The sequence below is a fragment of the Streptomyces sp. NEAU-174 genome (assembly GCF_052665095.1).
Genome location: NZ_JBQTCE010000013.1, coordinates 15,927 through 34,923, shown reverse-complemented (window position 1 = coordinate 34,923; position 18,997 = coordinate 15,927). Strand labels below are relative to the sequence as shown.

13 protein-coding genes are annotated in these 18,997 nt (G+C 73.7%); 8 read left to right on the top strand and 5 right to left on the bottom strand.

Features of this window, described 5'->3' with window-relative positions; genetic code table 11:
- The first annotated feature begins 339 nt into the window (after positions 1–339).
- Entirely contained in the window at positions 340–1,449 is a 1,110-nt protein-coding gene (gene rsgA, locus ACT2CW_RS32790; protein ID WP_138917015.1) for a ribosome small subunit-dependent GTPase A, read from the top strand.
- 132 nt (positions 1,450–1,581) lie between these two features.
- On the opposite strand, the gene ACT2CW_RS32785 is transcribed toward rsgA, so the two are convergent.
- Entirely contained in the window at positions 1,582–1,980 is a 399-nt protein-coding gene (locus ACT2CW_RS32785; RefSeq protein ID WP_182471533.1) for a PPOX class F420-dependent oxidoreductase, read from the bottom strand.
- Positions 1,981–2,184: 204 nt separating this feature from the next.
- Between ACT2CW_RS32785 and ACT2CW_RS32780 the strand changes: the two genes are divergently transcribed.
- The 3 genes from ACT2CW_RS32780 to ACT2CW_RS32770 all read left to right on the top strand — a co-directional run bounded on the left by ACT2CW_RS32780 (position 2,185) and on the right by ACT2CW_RS32770 (position 7,686).
- A complete protein-coding gene (locus tag ACT2CW_RS32780) occupies positions 2,185–3,636 on the top strand; it encodes a dihydrolipoyl dehydrogenase family protein (protein ID WP_445519229.1) in 1,452 nt (483 codons plus the stop codon).
- Positions 3,637–4,773: 1,137 nt separating this feature from the next.
- A complete protein-coding gene (locus ACT2CW_RS32775) occupies positions 4,774–5,835 on the top strand; it encodes a protein phosphatase 2C domain-containing protein (protein ID WP_445519228.1) in 1,062 nt (353 codons plus the stop codon).
- A gap of 108 nt (positions 5,836–5,943) precedes the next feature.
- Complete coding sequence (locus ACT2CW_RS32770) at positions 5,944–7,686, top strand: pyruvate dehydrogenase (protein ID WP_414085200.1); 1,743 nt, start codon at positions 5,944–5,946, stop codon at positions 7,684–7,686.
- Positions 7,687–7,747: 61 nt separating this feature from the next.
- Here the strand turns inward: ACT2CW_RS32770 and ACT2CW_RS32765 are convergent, their stop codons facing one another.
- Positions 7,748–10,945, bottom strand: coding sequence for an alpha-mannosidase (locus tag ACT2CW_RS32765; protein WP_445519227.1), 3,198 nt, complete (start codon positions 10,943–10,945; stop codon positions 7,748–7,750).
- Between the two features lie 265 nt (positions 10,946–11,210).
- Between ACT2CW_RS32765 and ACT2CW_RS32760 the strand changes: the two genes are divergently transcribed.
- A complete protein-coding gene (locus tag ACT2CW_RS32760; protein ID WP_445519226.1) occupies positions 11,211–11,627 on the top strand; it encodes an ATP-binding protein in 417 nt (138 codons plus the stop codon).
- Positions 11,628–11,771: 144 nt separating this feature from the next.
- Here ACT2CW_RS32760 and ACT2CW_RS32755 read toward each other — a convergent pair whose 3' ends face one another.
- The gene (locus ACT2CW_RS32755) at positions 11,772–12,932 is read right to left on the bottom strand and encodes a DUF2637 domain-containing protein (RefSeq protein WP_164427791.1); all 1,161 of its coding nucleotides are present in this window, start codon (positions 12,930–12,932) and stop codon (positions 11,772–11,774) included.
- Positions 12,933–13,278: 346 nt separating this feature from the next.
- Between ACT2CW_RS32755 and ACT2CW_RS32750 the strand changes: the two genes are divergently transcribed.
- The gene (locus ACT2CW_RS32750; protein WP_138917005.1) at positions 13,279–13,968 is read left to right on the top strand and encodes a GntR family transcriptional regulator; all 690 of its coding nucleotides are present in this window, start codon (positions 13,279–13,281) and stop codon (positions 13,966–13,968) included.
- Positions 13,969–14,298: 330 nt separating this feature from the next.
- Here the strand turns inward: ACT2CW_RS32750 and ACT2CW_RS32745 are convergent, their stop codons facing one another.
- Both ACT2CW_RS32745 and ACT2CW_RS32740 read right to left on the bottom strand, forming a co-directional pair.
- A complete protein-coding gene (locus tag ACT2CW_RS32745; RefSeq protein ID WP_445519379.1) occupies positions 14,299–15,111 on the bottom strand; it encodes a hypothetical protein in 813 nt (270 codons plus the stop codon).
- A gap of 261 nt (positions 15,112–15,372) precedes the next feature.
- Positions 15,373–17,286, bottom strand: coding sequence for a PucR family transcriptional regulator (locus ACT2CW_RS32740; protein WP_445519225.1), 1,914 nt, complete (start codon positions 17,284–17,286; stop codon positions 15,373–15,375).
- A 252-nt stretch (positions 17,287–17,538) separates the two neighbouring features.
- On the opposite strand from ACT2CW_RS32740, the gene ACT2CW_RS32735 reads away from it, so the two are divergent.
- A complete protein-coding gene (locus tag ACT2CW_RS32735; RefSeq protein WP_445519224.1) occupies positions 17,539–18,429 on the top strand; it encodes an FAD binding domain-containing protein in 891 nt (296 codons plus the stop codon).
- Complete coding sequence (locus ACT2CW_RS32730) at positions 18,420–18,995, top strand: (2Fe-2S)-binding protein (RefSeq protein WP_445519223.1); 576 nt, start codon at positions 18,420–18,422, stop codon at positions 18,993–18,995. Before ACT2CW_RS32735 ends, ACT2CW_RS32730 begins: the two co-directional genes overlap by 10 nt.
- Positions 18,996–18,997 lie beyond the last annotated feature (2 nt).

Genomic DNA, 18,997 nt, shown 5'->3' with positions numbered 1-18,997 from the left:
ACTGCCGCGAAGGTACCTCAGCGTCCGGCGGGTGCGCAAGCATGTTCGGGAGCCGCTGCTCGGGGTCATGCTCCCCTGGTCACAGGGCGGTTGATGGCGGCCCTCTCGTTTTCGACGAGAGAAAAATGGATGGCGCCCCGTGCGGGGATGGGCTACGGTTTCTCCGTTCCGTGCGGGCCGTGTTGGTCCGCGTTGCCGCGCGTTGAGGAAAGCAGGAGGTGAGGACATTGATGACGGTCTCGGTGGCGAGCGCCGCTCGCGTTCAGGAGTTCCTCATTTCCACTCCCGCGGCCTCCGGCTGACACCTCTTCGGAGGCCGCCCCTCGAAGGGTTTCCTCCGTGTTCAACACTTCTTCCGACGCCACCTCTCCGTACTCCCTCGCCGCCTATGGCTGGGACGACGGCTGGGCGGAGACGTTCGCCCCGTACGCCGCGCAGGGCCTGGTGCCCGGCCGGGTGATCCGGGTGGACCGTGGCCAGTGCGATCTGGTCACGCCGAACGGCCTGGCGCGGGCCGACACCGAGCTGGTGACACCGCGTGATCCGATGCGGATCGTGTGCACCGGCGACTGGACCGCCGTGGACGCCGAGGGCGATCCGCGTTACGTCCGCACGCTGCTGCCGCGCCGTACCGCCCTCGTACGGTCCACCTCCTCCAAGCGCTCGGACGGCCAGGTGCTGGCCGCCAACGCCGACCACGCCGTCATCGCCGTCTCCCTCGCCGCCGAGCTGGACCTCGGGCGGGTGGAGCGGTTCACCGCACTGGCCTGGGAGAGCGGCGCCCAGCCGCTGCTCGTCCTCACCAAGGCCGATCTGGTGCCCGACCCGGACACCCTCGCCCATCTGGTGTCCGACACCGAGACGGCGGCGCCCGGCGTGCGGGTGCTGCCGGTCAGCTCCGCGACGGGGGAGGGGGTGGCCGAGCTCGGTGCCCTGCTCGCCCCCGGCACCGCCGTGCTGCTCGGCCAGTCCGGCGCGGGCAAGTCCACGCTGGCGAACGCACTGGTGGGCGAGGCCGTCCAGGACGTACGGGCGATCCGCGACAGCGACGGCAAGGGGCGGCACACCACGACCACCCGCGATTTGCTGCCCCTGCCCTCGGGTGGGGCGCTGATCGACACCCCGGGGCTGCGCGGGGTGGGGCTGTGGGACGCCGAGGGCGGTGTCGCACAGGCGTTCGCCGAGATCGAGGAGCTCGCCGAGCGGTGCCGCTTTCCCGACTGCGCCCACCAGGTCGAGCCGGGGTGCGCGGTGCTCGCCGCGATCGACGACGGCTCGCTGCCGGAGCGACGGCTGGAGAGCTACCGCAAGCTGCTCCGCGAGAACGAGCGGCTGGCCGCCCGTACGGACGCGCGGCTACGTGCCGAGCTGCGGCGGGACTGGAAGCAGCGGCAGGCGCTCGGCCGTCACATGATGGAGCGCAAGCGGGGGCCGAAGCGGCAGCGGTAGCGGTAGCGGTAGCGGTGCGCCGGGGACTGGGCCCGTCCGGGACTGGGCCCGTCCGGGACCGGGTCAGTCCGGGGCCGGGCCGGGGCGGGCCTGTCCGGTCCCGGCCCCGGTGCCGACCGGAATCAGCCCAGGTCAGTCCACGGTCCGGGTCTTGGCCCCGGGCACGTCCTCCAGGCCCCAGCTGTACACCCAGCGCGGATGGATCCGGATGACCTCGTCGCTCAGCTGGGCGCCGAGGTCATGCGGCCCCGTGCGCCGCTCCGCCTCGCCGCGGATCTCCACCCCGCACACCATCCACGGCTGCTCGCTCACCAGGCTGTCGACGACCAGCGCCACCTTCGGATTCGTCCCGGTGTTGCGCCACTTCCTCGTCCTGCCCATGGCGTAGCCGCCGATGTCGACCGTGCCGTCCTCGTTGAGGAAGAACGCCACCGGGTTCGCCTGCGGCTGGCCCTCCGCGTCCACGGTGGCCAGCCGGCCGAGCCGCTGCGATCTGAGGTAGCCGACCTCGGGTTCGGTGAAAACAGTCATGCGATCACTGTCGCGCGGCCGCGGCCCTTACGCAGCGGACGCGGGACCGGGGCCGCCCGACGCCGGACCATGGCCGCCCGCCGCCGGTCGTGCTCGGCCGAAACGCCGATTGGGGTGGCTGTGCGCGGTAACTCGACGCCACGATGGCCCTGCGAGGCCCCCGGAGGCCCTGCGACGGTGATACGAGCGAGAGAGCGGGTTGCGATGAATCAGGCCACGGACGAGTACGACGTCATCGTGCTGGGCGCGGGCCCGGTCGGTGAGAATCTGGCCGACCGGACCCGCGCCGCCGGGCTCTCCACGGTGATCGTGGAGCGTGAGCTGGTCGGTGGTGAGTGTTCGTACTGGGCCTGCGTCCCCAGTAAGTCGCTGCTGCGCCCGGTGCTCGCGCGGGCCGAGGCACGCCAGGTGCCGGGGCTGCGGGAGGCGGTCGGGGGGTCGCTGGCGGCGGCCGATGTCTTCGCCCACCGCGACAAGCAGGTCGGCAACTGGACGGACGACGGCGCGCTCACCTGGCTGGACTCGGCCGGGATCGACCTGGTGCGCGGCCATGGGCGGCTGGTCGGGCCACGGCGGGTCGCGGTGACGCCGTCGGACGGATCCGGCGGCGGGGAGCGGACCCTCACCGCCCGCCACGCCGTGGCCGTCTGCACCGGGACCCGGGCCGCGCTGCCCGACATGCCCGGGATCGCCGAGGCCCGGCCCTGGACCAGCCGGGAGGCCACCAGCGCCGGCACGGTGCCGGACCGGCTGATCATCGTGGGCGGTGGGGTGGTGGCCGCCGAGATGGCCACGGCCTGGTGCGGCCTCGGTTCGCGCGTCACCGTGCTGGTACGCGGCTCCGGGCTGCTGAACCGGATCGAGCCGTTCGCGGGCGAGCTGGTCGCCGAGACGCTGCGGGAGGCCGGGGCCGAGATCCGCACCGGTACGTCGGTGAAGGGGCTGGCCCGGCCGGGCGGGGTGGAGGGACCGGTCACGGTGACCCTGGAGAGCGGGGAACAGCTCGAGGCGGACGAGGTGCTCTTCGCCACCGGGCGCGCCCCGCACACCGCGGACGTGGGCCTGGAGACGGTCGGGCTGGAACCGGGCGGCTGGCTGACGGTCGACGAGACCTGCCGCGTGACGGACGTCCCCGACGGCTGGCTGTACGCGGCGGGCGACGTCAACCACCGAGCGCTCCTCACCCACCAGGGCAAATACCAGGCGCGCATCGCGGGCGCGGTGATCGGGGCACGCGCGCGGGGCGTCGAGCGGCTGGACACGGGCCGCTGGGGCGAGCACGCGACGACCGCGGACGAGGCGGCCGTACCGCAGGTCGTCTTCACTGACCCGGAGGTCGCCGCGGTCGGGCTGACCGCGGCGCAGGCCGAGTCCGAGGGCCGCAGCATCCGCGTCGTCGACTACGACATGGGTCAGGTCGAGGGCGCGGTCCTCTTCGCGGACGGCTACCGCGGCCGCGCCCGCATGGTCGTCGACCTGGACCGGGGCCACCTGATCGGCGTCACCTTCGTGGGCCCCGGGGTCAGCGAACTGCTCCACTCGGCGACGGTGGCGGTAGCGGGCGAGGTCCCCATCGACCGCCTCTGGCACGCGGTGCCGTCGTTCCCCACGATCAGCGAGATCTGGCTGCGGCTGCTGGAGGCGTACAGGGGGTGAGGGCGCGGGGTTGATTGGCCCGGGCCGCCTGGTCGCCCTGGGCCCGGGCCCCGGCCCCCGCCCTCGGCTGGCGGGGTCCCACTCCCTGCTAGCCGCTCGGGTTTGCCGTCCGGCCGTGTGCACGGCTTACGCCGGGGGCGAGCAGTGGCTCGTTCCCGGCGCTCCGCCTCGGGCTCAGGCGCGGAGCTTGAGCGGATCTTGGGCGGGCCTCGGGCCGGTCATCGCGTGGTGTTCCCGTAGAGCGTCCCTGTGGACAATGTGGGGATGAGCCAGCAGGGCGACCGATGCCGTCATGAGGACGACTGGTGGGGCGAGTTGTACGACCCGCGTCGTGCCGACGCGGGGCCCGCGGCGGCCTCCGACTCCGTGGACGAGCGGTTTGATTCGGCCTCCCGCACGCTTGCCGGCGACGAGGACGCCGGTAACCAGAGACCGGCCGCGGGCGCCCCCTGGGGCCCGCGGACGGGGGAGCCGGGCGGTGCCGCCCCGGGCTCCGACGCCGACGCCGGAGGTGGCCCGCAGGGGTGGCGATCTCCCGCCGACGAGGAGCCCGGTGCCACACTGCCCACTCAGCACCGCGCGGGGCCCGGCGCCGCGGAGCCCTCGGCGGGCGGCAACACGGGAACGGGCGCCGAGCAGGGCGACAACGCGGAGCCCGGCGCAACCCAGCCTCCCCAGGGCAGTGCGGGATCCGGTACCGAGCCGAGCCGCACGGGGCCGGATGCCGCGGATCCCAGGGACGCCCCCGACCGCCCGGACCCAAGCGCCGCCCCGGGCCGCACCGACCCGGGAAGCAGGTCCGGACCCACCAGCCCGGCGAGCGCACCCGGACGTACCGACTCGGGGAGCGCACCTGGGCCCACGAGCCGGGGGAGCTCACCCGGCCCCACGAGCCCGTCGGGCCCGCCCAGCCCCACTAGCCCCGGAAGCGAGCCCCGGCGCACCGGTCCGGCGGGCGCACCCGGGCGTACCGACTCGGGAAGCGCACCCGGACGTACGGACTTGGGAAGCGCGCCCGGACCCGCCAGCCGGGGGAGCGCGCCCGGGCCCACGAGCCCGGGGAGCCCGCCCGGTCCGCCCAGGCGGGCCAACGTGTTCGGGCCGCCCTTGCCGTCGTCGGGGCCGCGGGGGGCCGGGGTGCCGGCTCCGCCGGAGGCCGCGTTGCGGGCCGATCCGGCGCGGCCCTGGCGGGCCGCGGCCGCCTCGTACGTCGGGAGCGAGCCGCCCACCTACGAGGCCGAGCCGACCACGCTTCCCGTCACCGATCCGGAGGATCTCCGGGACGTGGTGCCCGACACCGTGCTGGAGGGTGCCCGGTACGGCACGCTGACGCTGCGGGCCGCCTCCCTGCGCGGGGACGCGGCCCGCTACCGGGGCGACCCGCGGCGCGACGCGCTGCTCGCGGTGCGGTTCGGGACCGGGGACAGCGCCCTTCTCCTCGTGGCCGTGGCGAGCGGGCAGCGGGCGGCCCCGGGAGCGCATCGGGTGGCGCGTGAGCTGTGCGAGTGGATCGCCGGGGCGGTCGGCAGCAATCAGGCCCGGCTGACGGAGGACATCCACACCGCCAACCGCGGCGCCCTCAGCTCCGGGCTGCACCGGCTCACCGACCGTGCCTACGGGCGGCTGCGCGCCGGCGCGACCGTACGCGGCCTCGCCCCCGCCGACCACACCGCCTCGGTGCGCTGCCTGCTGCTCCCGGCGCATCCGGCTTGCCGTACCCGGGTGTTCTTCGGCGTCGGCGACGGCGGGCTCTTCCGGCTGCGGGACGGCGTCTGGCAGGACCTGGAGCCCGAAGGGAGCGAGCGGGACACCGTCGGCGGACCCGTCCTCGGCTATGGGAGTGGCCGCCCGCCCGTCCGGCAATCGGCACAAGAGCCCCGGCACCCTCAGCAGCCCCCCGAGCCAGAGCCCAGGCCCGAGCCCGAGCCAGGACCCGAGCCAGGACCCGGGCCCGAGTCCGAGCCCGTCCACGGGCCCTTCCGGTTCCGCGCCTCCGTCGCCCGGCCGGGCGACACCCTTCTGCTGTGCAGCGCGGGCCTCGCCGATCCCCTGCGCGGCGAGGCCGCCCTCGCCGATCGCCTGGCCGAACGCTGGGACACCGCGGAGGCGCCGGGTCTCGCCGCGTTCCTCGCCGACGCCCAGACCGGGGTGAAGGGCTACGCCGACGACCGTACGGCGGCCGCCGTCTGGGAGGCGTAAGCGCGCCGTCCATGGGTTGATGGACGAAAGTCGATGGACGAAAGGTGCAAGGTGGCGCATAACCGTCACCCACCCCATCGACCCTGGACGAAAGGATGAGGGCGCGCGATGGCCAAGCAGACCGTGGCTGAGCAATACGTGGACATCCTGGTGCGCGCCGGTGTGCGGCGGCTGTACGGCGTGGTCGGCGACAGCCTCAACCCGGTGGTGGACGCGGTCCGCCGCAATGCCGCGATCGACTGGATCCAGGTGCGGCACGAGGAGACCGCCGCCTTCGCCGCGGGTGCCGAGGCGCAGCTCACCGGGTCCCTCGCCGCCTGCGCGGGCTCCTGCGGCCCCGGGCACGTCCATCTGGTCAACGGGCTCTACGACGCCCACCGCTCCATGGCCCCGGTCATCGCGCTCGCCTCGCACATCCCCAGCAGCGAGATCGGCACCAGCTACTTCCAGGAGACCCACCCCGAGCGGCTGTTCCAGGAGTGCAGCCACTACTGCGAGCTGATCTCCCACCCCCAGCAGATGCCCCGCGTCCTGCAAACCGCCGTCCAGCACGCGATCGGCCGCAGTGGGGTCAGCGTGGTGGCGCTCCCCGGCGACATCGCCGCCCGCCCGGCGCCCGAGCGCGCCGAGGAGCACGCCCTGGTGACGTCCCGGCCCACCGTGCGCCCGGGCGACGCGGAGATCGACCGGTTCGCCCGCATGGTCAACGAGGCGCAGCGGGTGACGCTCTTCTGCGGCCGGGGCTGTGCCGGGGCGCACGAGGAGGTGATGGCCTTCGCCGAGCTGCTGAAGGCGCCGGTGGGGCACGCTTTGCGCGGCAAGGAGTGGATCCAGTACGACAACCCGTACGACGTCGGCATGAGCGGTCTGCTGGGCTACGGCGCGGCGTACGAGGCCACCCACGAATGCGATCTGCTGATCCTGCTCGGCACCGACTTCCCGTACGGCGCCTTCCTGCCCGCCGATGTGCGGACCGTGCAGGTGGACGTGCGCGCCGAACACCTGGGCCGCCGCTCCAAGCTGGACCTCGCCGTCTGGGGCGACGTCCGGGAGACGCTGAGCTGTCTGACGCCGAAGGTGCGTCCCAAGACCGACCGCCGCTTCCTCGACCGCATGCTGAAGAAGCACGCCGACGCGCTGGAGGGCGTGGTCAAGGCGTACACCCGCCGGGTCGACAAGCACATCCCGATCCACCCGGAGTTCGTGGCGTCGGTGCTGGACGAGGAGGCCGCCGACGACGCGATCTTCACCGTGGACACCGGGATGTGCAATGTGTGGGCCGCGCGCTATCTCTCCCCCAACGGCCGCCGCCGGATGATCGGCTCCTTCACCCACGGCTCGATGGCCAACGCGCTGCCGCAGGCGATCGGCGCCCAGTTCATGGACCGCCGCCGCCAGGTGATCTCGATGTCCGGCGACGGCGGATTCACCATGCTGATGGGCGACTTCCTCACCCTCGTCCAGTACGACCTGCCGGTGAAGGTGATCCTCTTCAACAACTCCGCGCTGGGCATGGTCGAGCTGGAGATGCTGGTCTCGGGCCTGCCAGCGCACGGCACGGGCTACCACAACCCCGACTTCGCGCAGATCGCCCGCGCCGCCGGGGTGTACGGCGAGCGGGTGGAGAAACCCAAGCGGTTGCGGTCCGCGCTGCGCGCCGCACTCCACCACAAGGGCCCCGCGCTCCTGGACATCGTCACGGACCCCAACGCGCTGTCCATCCCGCCCAAGATCAAGGCTGAGATGGTGACCGGCTTCGCGCTCTCGGCCAGCAAGATGGTGCTGGACGGGGGCGTCGGCAAGATGGTCCAGATGGCCCGCTCAAACCTCCGAAACGTACCGCGTCCCTGATCGGGCCCCGGGTGGCCGGGGGCGGTCAGCTGCCCCCGGCCACCCGGCCGCGCGCTCCGCCTCAGCCGCTCACCGGCCGCAGCCGCAGCGTCAGGATCTGGTGCGGACGCAGTGCCAGGGTCAGCCCGCCCGGGCCCGTGGACGCCTCGTGCAGTGGGCGCTCCAGCAGGTCCGTCACCTCCGCGCCGAGCACCGGGAAGCCGGTGACCAGCGTGCCCGCCGCCCGGCCGCCCTGGGACTCGTACAGCCGCACCACCACATCGCCGCTGCGGTCCTCCGCGAGCTTGACCGACTCGATCGTGATCGCGGGGTTGTCCACGGACACCAGCGGCGCCTGCTCGGCCGGTCCGGCGGGGAGGGTGCGCAGCGGCAGGTTGAGGGCGAGCCCCTCGGCGACCGCCTCGGCGACGCCCGCGCCCGGCAGCAGGGCGTAGCGGAAGCGGTGGACGCCCAGGTCGGTCTCGGGGTCGGGGCTGTGCGGGGCGCGCAGCAGGGTGAGCCGCACGGTGGTGCCCAGCACCTCGCCCTCGCCCGGGTCCCCGTCCGCGCCCGCGTCCGTGCCCCCGCCCCCGTTGTGCGCCGTACGGGTCACATCGTGGCCGTACGTGGAGTCGTTGAGCACCGCCGCCCCGTACCCGGGCTCGGCGACCCGCAGCCAGCGGTGGGCGCAGATCTCGAACCGGGCCGCGTCCCAGCTGGTGTTGGTGTGGGTGGCGCGGTCCACATGGCCGAACTGGATCTCCGCCGTGGACACCTTGGCGTGGATGTCCAGCGGGAACGCCGCCTTGAGGACCTTCTCCGACTCCTGCCAGTCCACCTCCGTTGCGATGTCGAGGCGGCGGTTGCCCGCGGCCAGCGTCAGCTCCTGGGTGATGCGGGAGGCGCCGAAGGACCGTATGACCCGGACCGTGGCGCGCAGCGGACCGGACTCGGTCAGCTCCACGGACTCGGCGTCGGTCAGATCGGTGTGGCTGCGGAGGTAGTGCCGGTCGATGTCCCAGGCGTCCCAGTGGTTGGGGTGGTCGGGGTGGAGCTGGAGGAGGTTGCCGCGGGCGCCGGGGGCCAGCACCTCACGGCTCGCGTCCAGGTCCAGCACCGAGGTGAGCAGCCCCTCGGCGTCGATGGTCACCCGCAGCCGGTCGTTGTCCAGAACGATGGACTGGCCGTCGCTCAGGGCGGTCACCGGCGGTGCCCCATGGGGTGCGCCGCTGACGGCCGCGGGCGCCTGCGGGGCGGCCCCCAGGGGTGCCGCGCCCAGCCCGGCGACCCGCACCGCGACCGCCGTACGGCCCTCGTCCAGCGGCTGGACCGGGGCGCCGGACGGCAGGGCGGCCGCCGTCCGCGCGTCCAGGACGACGATCTCCTCGCGCTCGTACGGCGAGGCGTTGAGCACGGCGGGCGCGCCGCCGCCCAGCGCCGCCACCGCCCTCGCGATGATCTCCTCCAGCTCGGCGAACACCATCTCGTAGGTGTCCCGCGCCTCGCGGTGCACCCAGGCGATGGACGAGCCGGGCAGGATGTCGTGGAACTGGTGCAGCAGCACCGTCTTCCAGATCCGGTCCAGCTCGTCGTACGGATAGGCGTAGCCGGGCGCGTGCAGCGCCGCGGCCGTGGCCCACAGCTCGGCCTCCCGCAGCAGATGCTCACCGCGCCGGTTGCCCTGTTTGGTCTTGGCCTGGGTGGTGTACGTGGCCCGGTGCAGCTCCAGATAGAGCTCGCCCGACCACACCGGCGCCTTGGCCCCGTACTCCCGCTCGGCCTCGGTGAAGAACGCCGAAGGTGGCTGGATCTCGACGGTCGGCGAGCCCTCCAGGGAGGCGAGCCGCCGCGCCTTCTCCAGCATCTCGCGGGTGGGGCCGCCACCGCCGTCGCCGTAGCCGAAGGGCACCAGCGAGCGCGTGGCCAGCCCCTTGTCGGCGAAGTTCTTCTCGGCGTGGGCGAGTTCGGCGGCGCTGAACCGGGCGTTGTAGGTGTCCACCGGCGGGAAGTGGGTGAAGACCCGGGTGCCGTCGATGCCCTCCCACCAGAAGGTGTGGTGCGGCATCTTGTTGGCCTGGTTCCACGACAGCTTCTGGGTGAGGAACCACCTCACCCCCGCCAGCTTGGCGAGCTGCGGGAAGGCGGCGGTGTAGCCGAAGGAGTCCGGCAGCCAGATCTCCTCGGTGTCCACCCCCAGCTCCTCCAGGAAGAACCGCTTGCCGTGCACGATCTGCCGGGCCAGCGCCTCACCACCGGGCATATTGGCGTCCGACTCGACCCACATCGAGCCCACCGGCGCCCAGTTGCCGTCCGCCACCGCCTTCTTGATCCGCTCCCAGATGTGCGGCTGGTGCTCCTTGACCCAGGCGTACTGCTGCGCCTGTGAGCAGGCGAAGACCAGCTCCGGGTACTCGCCCGCGAGCGCGGTGACATTGGCGAAGGTACGGGACGCCTTGCGCACCGTCTCGCGCAGCGGCCACAGCCACGCCGAGTCGATATGGGCGTGCCCGGCCGCCGAGACCCGGTGCGCGCTGGAGTGCGCGGGACGGCCGAGCGCGTCGGTGAGCTCGGCGCGGGCGGCGGCCGCGGTGCCGGGGACGTCGTGGAGGTCGAGCGCGTCCAGCGCGTTCTCCAGGGCGCGCAGGATCTCATGGCGGCGCGGCCGGTCCTCCGGCAGCTCGTGCATCAGCTCCGAGAGCACCTCGATGTCCAGGACCAGATGCCAGACGGTCTCGTCGAGGACGGCCAGCTCGGCCGAGGCGAAACGGTACAGCGGCTCGTCCCCGGCGGTCAGCACATCGCCGAGCCGGGTCGGAATGAAGCCGTCGCGCAGCACGGACGGGTTGGCGGCGGCTTCCAGCAGCAGCCGTACGGGCTCGCCACCGGCGGCGGGGGCGGCTACCGGGATGTGGCGGTTGCGCGGGTGGATGCCCTTGATCGGCACCCCCTCCGCGTCGTACACCAGCCCCTCGGCCTGGAACCCCGGGGCGTCGTCGGTGAAGCCCGGGTCGATCACGGCCTCCACCCGCCGCCCCGCCCAGCCCTCGGGCACCGCGCCCTCCAGCCGGAACCACCAGGTGGACCACGGACTGCCCCAGTCCGTGCCGGTGGTGAACGGCTCGTACGTGCCGGCAAGCGCCTCCGCGACCGGCACCGGCTCACCGGGGGTGCGCCACGCGGAGAGGGTGAGCGGCACCCGGGCCGTGTACTGGGCGGGCCTGATGAACTGGCGCAGCGCGCGGTCCAGGCGCCCCTCCACCAGTGGTCGGTCGTCGTGCATCACGGCTCCTCGGCTCGAGCTCGGGGGATCACTCAGCGGATCACTCCCAGCATTTCCCTCGGTGTGTGGGAGGCAACACCCGGGCATGCATTTCCGTGAGCGTGTTCGACGACATTCGACGCTGGCCGCCGTCAGGGGGTGGCCGGGGCGGGGGAGGATGAAGCGTCAGCCTGTACGGCCGGGCCGGGGGCACGGGCAGGGTCGGCCGGATGCGCGGCCGGATGCGCGGCCGAAGGCTGCGGAGGCCGTTCCGGAGGGTGTGCCGGTGGAGCGTGGCCCGGTCCTGACCAAGCGATTGGCATACGGCGATCTCGCGGCGGTGGCGCGGGTCCGCGCGGAGCTGCGGGAGATGCTGCGGCACTGGGGAGGGCCAGGGCGGACCGATCTCGCCGAGCTGCTCACCAGCGAGCTGGTGACCAACGCGCTGGTGCACACCGACCGCGGTGCGCAGGTCACGGCCTCATTGGGGGACGGGCCGGGCGCGCGCGTCACCGGGCGATTACGGGTGGAGGTGCGGGACTTCGTGTCCCGGCACCCGACGCTGCGCGACCGGCCCGCCGAGGACAGCACATCCGGGCGCGGACTGCTGCTGGTGCATACGCTCGCGGACGCCTGGGGCGTGCGGGCGCACGGGGTGGGCAAGGTCCTGTGGTTCGAACTCGAAGCCGAGGGCGTTCCGTAGCCGCGTCCCATCGGCGCGTGGCGCGGACGTTGTGGCGCGTGTCGGCGCCTGACGTCGTGGCGCGTCGGCGCCTTGCGCGGTACGGATCCGCCGGGCGGCGGGCGGGGGTCCGTGCCCCCGCCCTGGCCACCGCCTCAGCCCCGCTCAGCCGAAGGCGCGCTCGATCTGCGCCAGCTTCTCCTCGAGGGAGTCCAGCCGCGGGATGGTGAGGGTGTCGTCCTCGGCCGTGAGGTCGATGGTGTGCGGACGGTCGGCCTCGGCGTCCTTGTCCTTCTCACCGAAGCCGAAGCTGAAATCCCGCTCGCGCTCCTTGTCCCGGTCGTGGCCCAGGTCGCCGGTCGCGGACTCGGCGCCACCCGCGGAGCGCAGGGCGGGCCGGGCGGAGGCGGCGGCCAGCTGAGCCTGCTCGGGGGCCCCGGCGGTCTCCAGCGCCTTCTCGCCTATGGCAGGCTCCGAACTGAGCTGCGCGGGCGGCGGGGTGGCGGCGGTGACCTCCACCTGACGGCCGCCGCGGCGGCCCCACATCCGGTGCTGCCGGTTGATCGCCCGGATCCGGGCCCGGTCCAGCTTCTCCTGGTCGCGTCGGCGGGCGCGGTTCTGCTCCTTCTCGCGCCGGTCCTCACGGACCTCCTCGACCGCCTCGTCCAGCGTCCGCACGCCCTCGAGCAGCATCAGCGACCAGGCGGCGAAGGTCTCGCGCGGAGCGCGCAGCCAGCGCACGACGCGGATCTGCGGCAGCGGCCGGGGCACCAGGCCCTGCTCGCGCAGCGCGGCCCGGCGGGTCTGCTTCAGGGCCCGGTCGAACAGGACCGCCGCCGAGAGCGACATGCCCGCGAAGAACTGCGGGGCGCCCGCGTGGCCCATGCCGCGCGGTGCGTGCACCCAGTTGAACCAGGCCGCGGCGCCCGCGAACAGCCACACCAGCATGCGCGAGCCGAGCGCGGCGTCACCGTGGCTGGCCTCCCGCACCGCCAGCACCGAGCAGAACATCGCCGCGCCGTCGAGCCCGAACGGCACCAGGTACTCCCAGCCGTTGGTCAGCGCCAGGTTCTCCCGCCCGAAGCCCACCAGGCCCTGGAAGGAGAGCGCGGCGGCCACGCCGGCGCAGCAGAACAGCAGAATGTAGGCGGCCATCCCGTAGATGGCCTCCTTACGGCGCCGACGCTCCTCGCTGCGCTCCCAGGAGTCGGTGATGACGCTCTCGTCCTTCTTCCGTCGGCCGCGCGCGAGGACAACCGCCGCCCCCACGACGCCGGCGAGCGCCACGACGACTGGCAGAACCAGCGATATGTCGGTCAGTCTCATCCGGTGCCCCTTGATTGGCTTCATGAAGTTCTGGCCGCAGAACGGCCTACCGCGCGCGACATCCTGGCGGAATCCTGCCGGGCCTCGAGCGGTTTTGGGACAAGAGGCCGCCAAGTAGGCGGGGGGACACGCGGATAGGTGCGATGCGATCCGAACACTCGCGCTGTGCAAGCGGCTTGATTCTATTCACGGAACCCGATCGCGGGTAATCCGACCGACCGGCTTGTCGGTGCGTCTACGGTCCGTGTACGTGGCGCAACGTTACTGCGACCTTAAATGATGTTTACGGGCTTTGCCCCGGGGCGGCCTCCGCATATCGTTTCGATGGGATGTCAGGAGGACCGGAGTGGAGCAGTCCGAAGCACAGGCGGCGATCGAGCCGCTGCCCTCCTGCGGCGCGCCCGCACCACGCAGGTCCCCGCGCCGGCACTCGGTGCGCGGCCAGATCCTGGACGCCCTGCGGGACGCGCTGGCCGGCGGTGAGCTGACCCCGGGCGAGGTGTACTCCGCGCCGGTGCTCGCCGAGCGCTTCGGCGTCTCTCCCACTCCCGTACGGGAGGCCATGCAGCAGCTCGCGGGCGAGGGCGCCGTCGAGGTCGTTCCCAACCGGGGCTTTCGGGTCGCCCGCCGCAGTGAGCGCGAGCTGGCCGAGCTCGCGGAGGTGCGGGCGCTGCTGGAGGTTCCGGTGATGCTCAGCCTGGCGGAGGCGATCGCGCCCGAGCGCTGGGCCGGGCTGCGGCCCTTCGCCGAGGCGACGGCGGCGGCTGCCGTGAGGGGGGACCGGGCCGCGTATCTGGAGTCGGACCGCACCTTCCATCAGACTGTGCTCGGCTTGGCCGGAAACCAGCAGCTTGTGATCGTGGCCGACGATCTGCATCGGCGTGCGCAGTGGCCTATGGCCTGCGGTCGTGTCACTCGGACTGCTGACCTCGTCGCCGATGCGGAGGAGCATATGGCGCTGCTCGATGCCTTGGCTGCTCGGGACCTCGGCACGGTCGAATCCCTTACCAGGGCCCACTTCGCTCCTACGGTCTGAGGGTGGGGGCTGGGGCTGGGGGCTGGTAGGGGGCATCCGGCGGGTCTTGGCGCCTGCGGCGGGCTGCTCCCCTACCCGCCCCTTCCCGAAACTGGGGCTCCGCCCCAGACCCCGCTCCTCAATCGCCGGAGGGGCTGGAGAGCGGGGCTCTGCCCCAAGGCCCCGCTCATCGATCGCCGGAGGGGCTGGATGGCGGGGCTTCGCCCCAGGCCCCGGACCCCGGGGCGGAGTCCCTGCCGCGCGGTGGAGCCGTATATCGATACGTCCCACGCTCTCGGCCGGGTTCGCCCCGGGGCGTGTTGTGCTGCTCCCGGGGCGGGCCGGGGCCGGTCAGTCGGCAGGCTTCTCGGGGGACAGTTGTTCCGCGAGCCAGACGGGGACGCCGCCCAGGAGGCGGACCAGGCGGGCGGCCTCGGTGCGGAGGCGGGTGGCCTCGTCGGGGTCGGGTTCCACGTCGGCCAGGGCGGCCAGGGCCGGGGCGATGCCGACCAGGTAGCCCAGTTCCTCACGGATCCGCAGGGACTCCGCGAAGCCGTGCCGTGCGTCGGGCAGATCGCCGTCCGCCTCCGCCATGGCGGCCAGGTGGCGCCAGGTGAACGAGCGCAGCAGGGTGTCGCCGTGCGCCGCCGCGCCCGCGTGGGCGCGCTGGAAGGCGGCCAGGGCGCCGGTCGAGTTGTGGGCCAGGTGCTGGGAGATCAGCCCGCGCCGGAAGTCCAGCAGCGGCCGGATCGGGGAGCCCGGCGAGAGCAGCGCGGCGGCGCGGCCCAGCGCGGTCCGCGCCTCGTCGGCCCGGTCCCGCACCCCGAGCAACGTCGACGCGTACGCCAGATAGCCCCGCTCGCACGCGGTCGCGCCGCGCTCGGTGTCGGTGAGCGCGAGCGCCTCGGCCGCCCGCAGGGCGTCCTCGGCCGCGTCCCAGCCGGTGGAGGTGTACATGCACCGTTCGGTCAGGACGACGCTGCGCTTGAGCGCGGCCGAGGCGTCGTCCGCCGCTCGCGGGGTGAGCAGCTCGGCGGCGTCCTTCCAGCAGCCGCGTGAGCGCAGCCGCCATACCGCCGTGTCGAGTGGGTCGTCCATAAGCGGGTCGAGCCCGCGCCCCGTTCTTACCTCGGAATGGGAACCTGACGATCCAGGTGGTGACATGGCGGTGTCCGCCACATTGCCCTCCCCAAGCGCGCCATCGAGCCGGAAGCCGTGGGCGAATCTCAGCATGAATGCGCGCGCCCGGCCAAGAGGTTGGTGTGAATGAATTCACAAACCCCTGGCAAGGGTGATGTCGCGGTGGGGTGCGGTGGCGCCCTCCGGGCGCTGCCGCAGGTGCCTTCGCAGGTGCCTTCGCAGGTGCCTCCGCAGGCGCCTGCGGTGCGTTTCCGCGGGCGCTTCCGCCGTCGCTTCCGCGGCGCGTCAGCTCATGCGCAGCGCGAGGAAGAAGTCCAGCTTGTCCTCCAGGCGCGACAGCTCGCGCCCGGTCAGCTGCTCGATCCGGCCGACCCGGTAGCGCAACGTGTTGACGTGCAGATGGAGCCGGGCGGCGCAGCGCGTCCAGGAGCCGTCGCAGTCCAGGAACGCCTCCAGCGTCGGGATCAGCTCTGCCCGGTGGCGCCGGTCGTACTCGCGCAGCGGATCCAGCAGTCGGGCGGTGAAGGCGCGCCGTACATCGTCCGGGACGAACGGGAGCAGCAATACGTGCGAGGCCAGCTCCTGATGTCCGGCCGCGCACACCCGCCCGGGGCGCGCGGCGGCCACGCGCCTGGCGTGCCGGGCCTCCTCCAGGGCGCCGCGCAGCCCGTCCGCGGAGTGCACGGCGGCGCTGACGCCGAGGGTCAGCCGGCCGTCGCCGGCCAGGCCCCGGGCGAGCGGCTCGCGGACGGCGGCGAGCAGCGCGTCGGCCTGCACCCCCTCCGCGTCCGGGTGGCCCGTGGCGCCGTCCGACGGGCCGTCGCCGAGCGCCGGGAGCGGTACGAGCGCCACCGCCTCGTCACCGGTGTGCGCCACGGCGATCCGGTCCGAGGGCTCAGGACCGGTCGCGTACGGGTCGACCAGGATCTCCTCAAGCAGCGACTGGGCGACCGGGCCGCCGGGGATGCCGCCGGGGATGCCGCCGGGGACGCCCCTGCCGTCCGGCGAGGAGCCCTCCCGCGCGCCCCGGTCCCGCGCGCTCCCGTCCCGGGTGGCGCCCGTGGCGCCCGTAGCGCCGTCGCGCGCGGCGCCCTCCCGCGCCCCGCCGTCCGCGCCCTTCCGCCCGCTGCCCGGCAGCGCTCCGCCGTCCCCGCCGCCCCGCGTCCCGCCGTCCCCACCGCGCTCCCGCTCCGCCGTGACGCCCCACTCCACCCGCGCCACCACCACCTGCCAGTGCGGCGCCGTGCCGAGCCCCGGCAGCAGCACCGGGGCGGCCACCCGCAGCCGGGCCGCGATCTCGGCGGGCGGCGCGCCCGACTGGACCAGCTCCAGCACCTCCTGGGCGAGCCTGCGCCGCACCGTGCGGGAGGCGTTCCGCCGGTCGCGCTCGACCGCGATCAGCTGGGTGACCCCGTAGAGCAGATCCAGCCGCTCCTCCGGCCATTCGTCGGCGTCGGCGCCGACCGCAAGCACCCAGTCGGACAGCACGGTCTCGCGCACATCGTCGCCGGGGTCGCCGCTGCGGATGGGGAAGAGGGAGTACGTCATGCCGTCGGCGGCGGTGAGCCGGTGCGGGCCGCGCCGCCCGTCGCGCCGGGCGGCCAGCTGCTCGCCCGCCAGCTGGGCGCGGACCGCCGCGGACGGCTCCGCGGCCGACCCGGCGGCGGTCGGGCCCGCGATCCGGCGGCCGGTGGGGGAGAGCACCCACGCGGTCAGGTCCAGGTCCGAGCGGAGCAGGTCCAGGACCACCTCGGGGCCGCCCCCCGCGGGCCCGGACGTCATCAGCCTGCGGTGCCGGTCCACGACCGCCGCCAGGTCCCCGGCCCGCTCCCCGGAGACCTGGCGCACCACATGCTCGGTGATCGTGGCGAACGCGACGTCCTCGACCACGGAGAACAGCGGCAGCCGATGGCGGCCACAGGCCAGCACCAGATCCTCGGGCACCGCGCCCAGCTCCGCCTCGCCCGCCGCGAGACCCGCCACCCCGGCCGCCGCGAGGATGCGGACGAACCGCTCGGAGTCCTCCGGCTCACGCCGCCAGGCGAGCCCGGTCAGCACCAGCTCGCCGCCGGAGAGATAGCGGCTGGGGTCGCGCAGATCGGTGGTCATCACGCCGCGCACGGTGCGGTCCAGCTCGTCCTCGCCGCCGAGCAGACGCAGCCCCAGGGTGTCGTTCTCCAGCAGTGCGCGCAGCCGCATGTGATGCCAGCCGATCTTGTTCTGTGTTGCCGGTCGAATACCGCGAGGTTTCCGGTCCCCGCCGTTCGTTCGAATCTACAAGACCCGCCCCCTGGCCAGCCAATTGCTTCATGTCTTTGGTGACTGCACCATGTGGCCCATACCTCGGTCTACTGGCGTGGAGCCGTGTGCAGAGTTCTTGGAGGACCCCCGCGCGCCCCCGCGCCCCTCCCCACGACGCCGACGACGCCGACGATCCGAGAAGAGAGACCCATGGAGTTCCTGCGCCCCGCCGGCTGGGAGGAGGCGCTCGCCGCGAAGGCCGAGCACCCCACCGCCGTGCCCATCGCGGGCGGCACCGATGTGATGGTCGAGATCAACTTCGATCACCGGCGGCCCGAGTATCTGCTCGATCTGACCCGCGTCGCCGAACTGGCCGAATGGGAGACCACCGACCGTACGGTCCGGCTGGGCGCGGGCGTCCCGTACACCCGGATCATCGAGGAGCTCCGGACCGAGCTGCCGGGTCTCGCGCTCGCCGCGCACACCGTCGGCTCACCGCAGATCCGCAACCGCGGCACCGTCGGCGGCAACCTCGGCGCCGCCTCGCCCGCCGGGGACGCCCATCCCGCGCTGCTGGCGGCCGGGGCCGAGGTGGAGGTGGCGTCGGTGCGCGGCACCCGGCGGATCCCGGTCGAGGAGTTCTTCACCGGGGTCAAGCGCCACGCCCTGGAGCCCGATGAGCTGATCCGGGCGGTGCACATCCGACGAGCGGACGGTCCGCAGCAGTTCTCCAAGGTCGGCACGCGGAACGCCATGGTGATCGCGGTCTGCGCCTTCGCCGTCGCGCTCCATCCGCGCACCCGCACCGTGCGCACCGGCATCGGATCGGCCGCGCCCACGCCCGTACGGGCCCATGAGGCCGAGGAGTTCCTGGGTGCGGCGCTGGAGGAGGGCGGCTTCTGGGACAGCGGCGCGCCCCTCGACCCGTCGGCCGTCCGGCGCTTCGCCGAGCTGTGCGCCGGGGCCTGCCGCCCGATCGACGACGTACGCGGCACCGCCGCCTACCGCCGCCGCGCGGTGGGGGTCATGGCGCGCCGCACGCTCGGCTGGACCTGGGAGGCGTATCGCGAGGGAGAGGGGAGGACCGCATCGTGCGCGTGAACATGAGGGTCAACGGGCGGCCGTACGAGGCCGATGACGTCTGGGAGGGCGAGTCCCTGCTGTACGTGCTGCGCGAGCGGCTGGGGCTTCCCGGTTCGAAGAACGCCTGTGAGCAGGGCGAATGCGGCTCCTGCACGGTCCGCCTCGACGGGCTGCCGGTATGCGCCTGCCTGGTGGCGGCGGGGCAGGCCGAGGGGCGCGAGGTGGTCACCGTCGAGGGGCTCGCGGACCACGCCCGGCAGCGGTCCGGGCCATCCCGCCCCGAGCCATCCCGCCCCGGTGAGCCCGAGGCAGCCCGCCCGGGGAAGCCCGAGCCATCCCACCCCGGGCAGGCCGCCCCGCTGGCCCCCGTCCAGCAGGCGTTCATCAACGCGGGCGCCGTCCAGTGCGGCTTCTGCACCCCCGGACTGCTCGTGGCCGCCGATGAGCTGCTCGAGCGCAACCCCGACCCCTCCGACGCCGACATCCGCGAGGCGCTCTCCGGCAACCTCTGCCGCTGCACCGGCTACGAGAAGATCCTGGACGCGGTCCGGCTCGCGGCCGCCCGCACCGGGGAGGCGGAGTGACC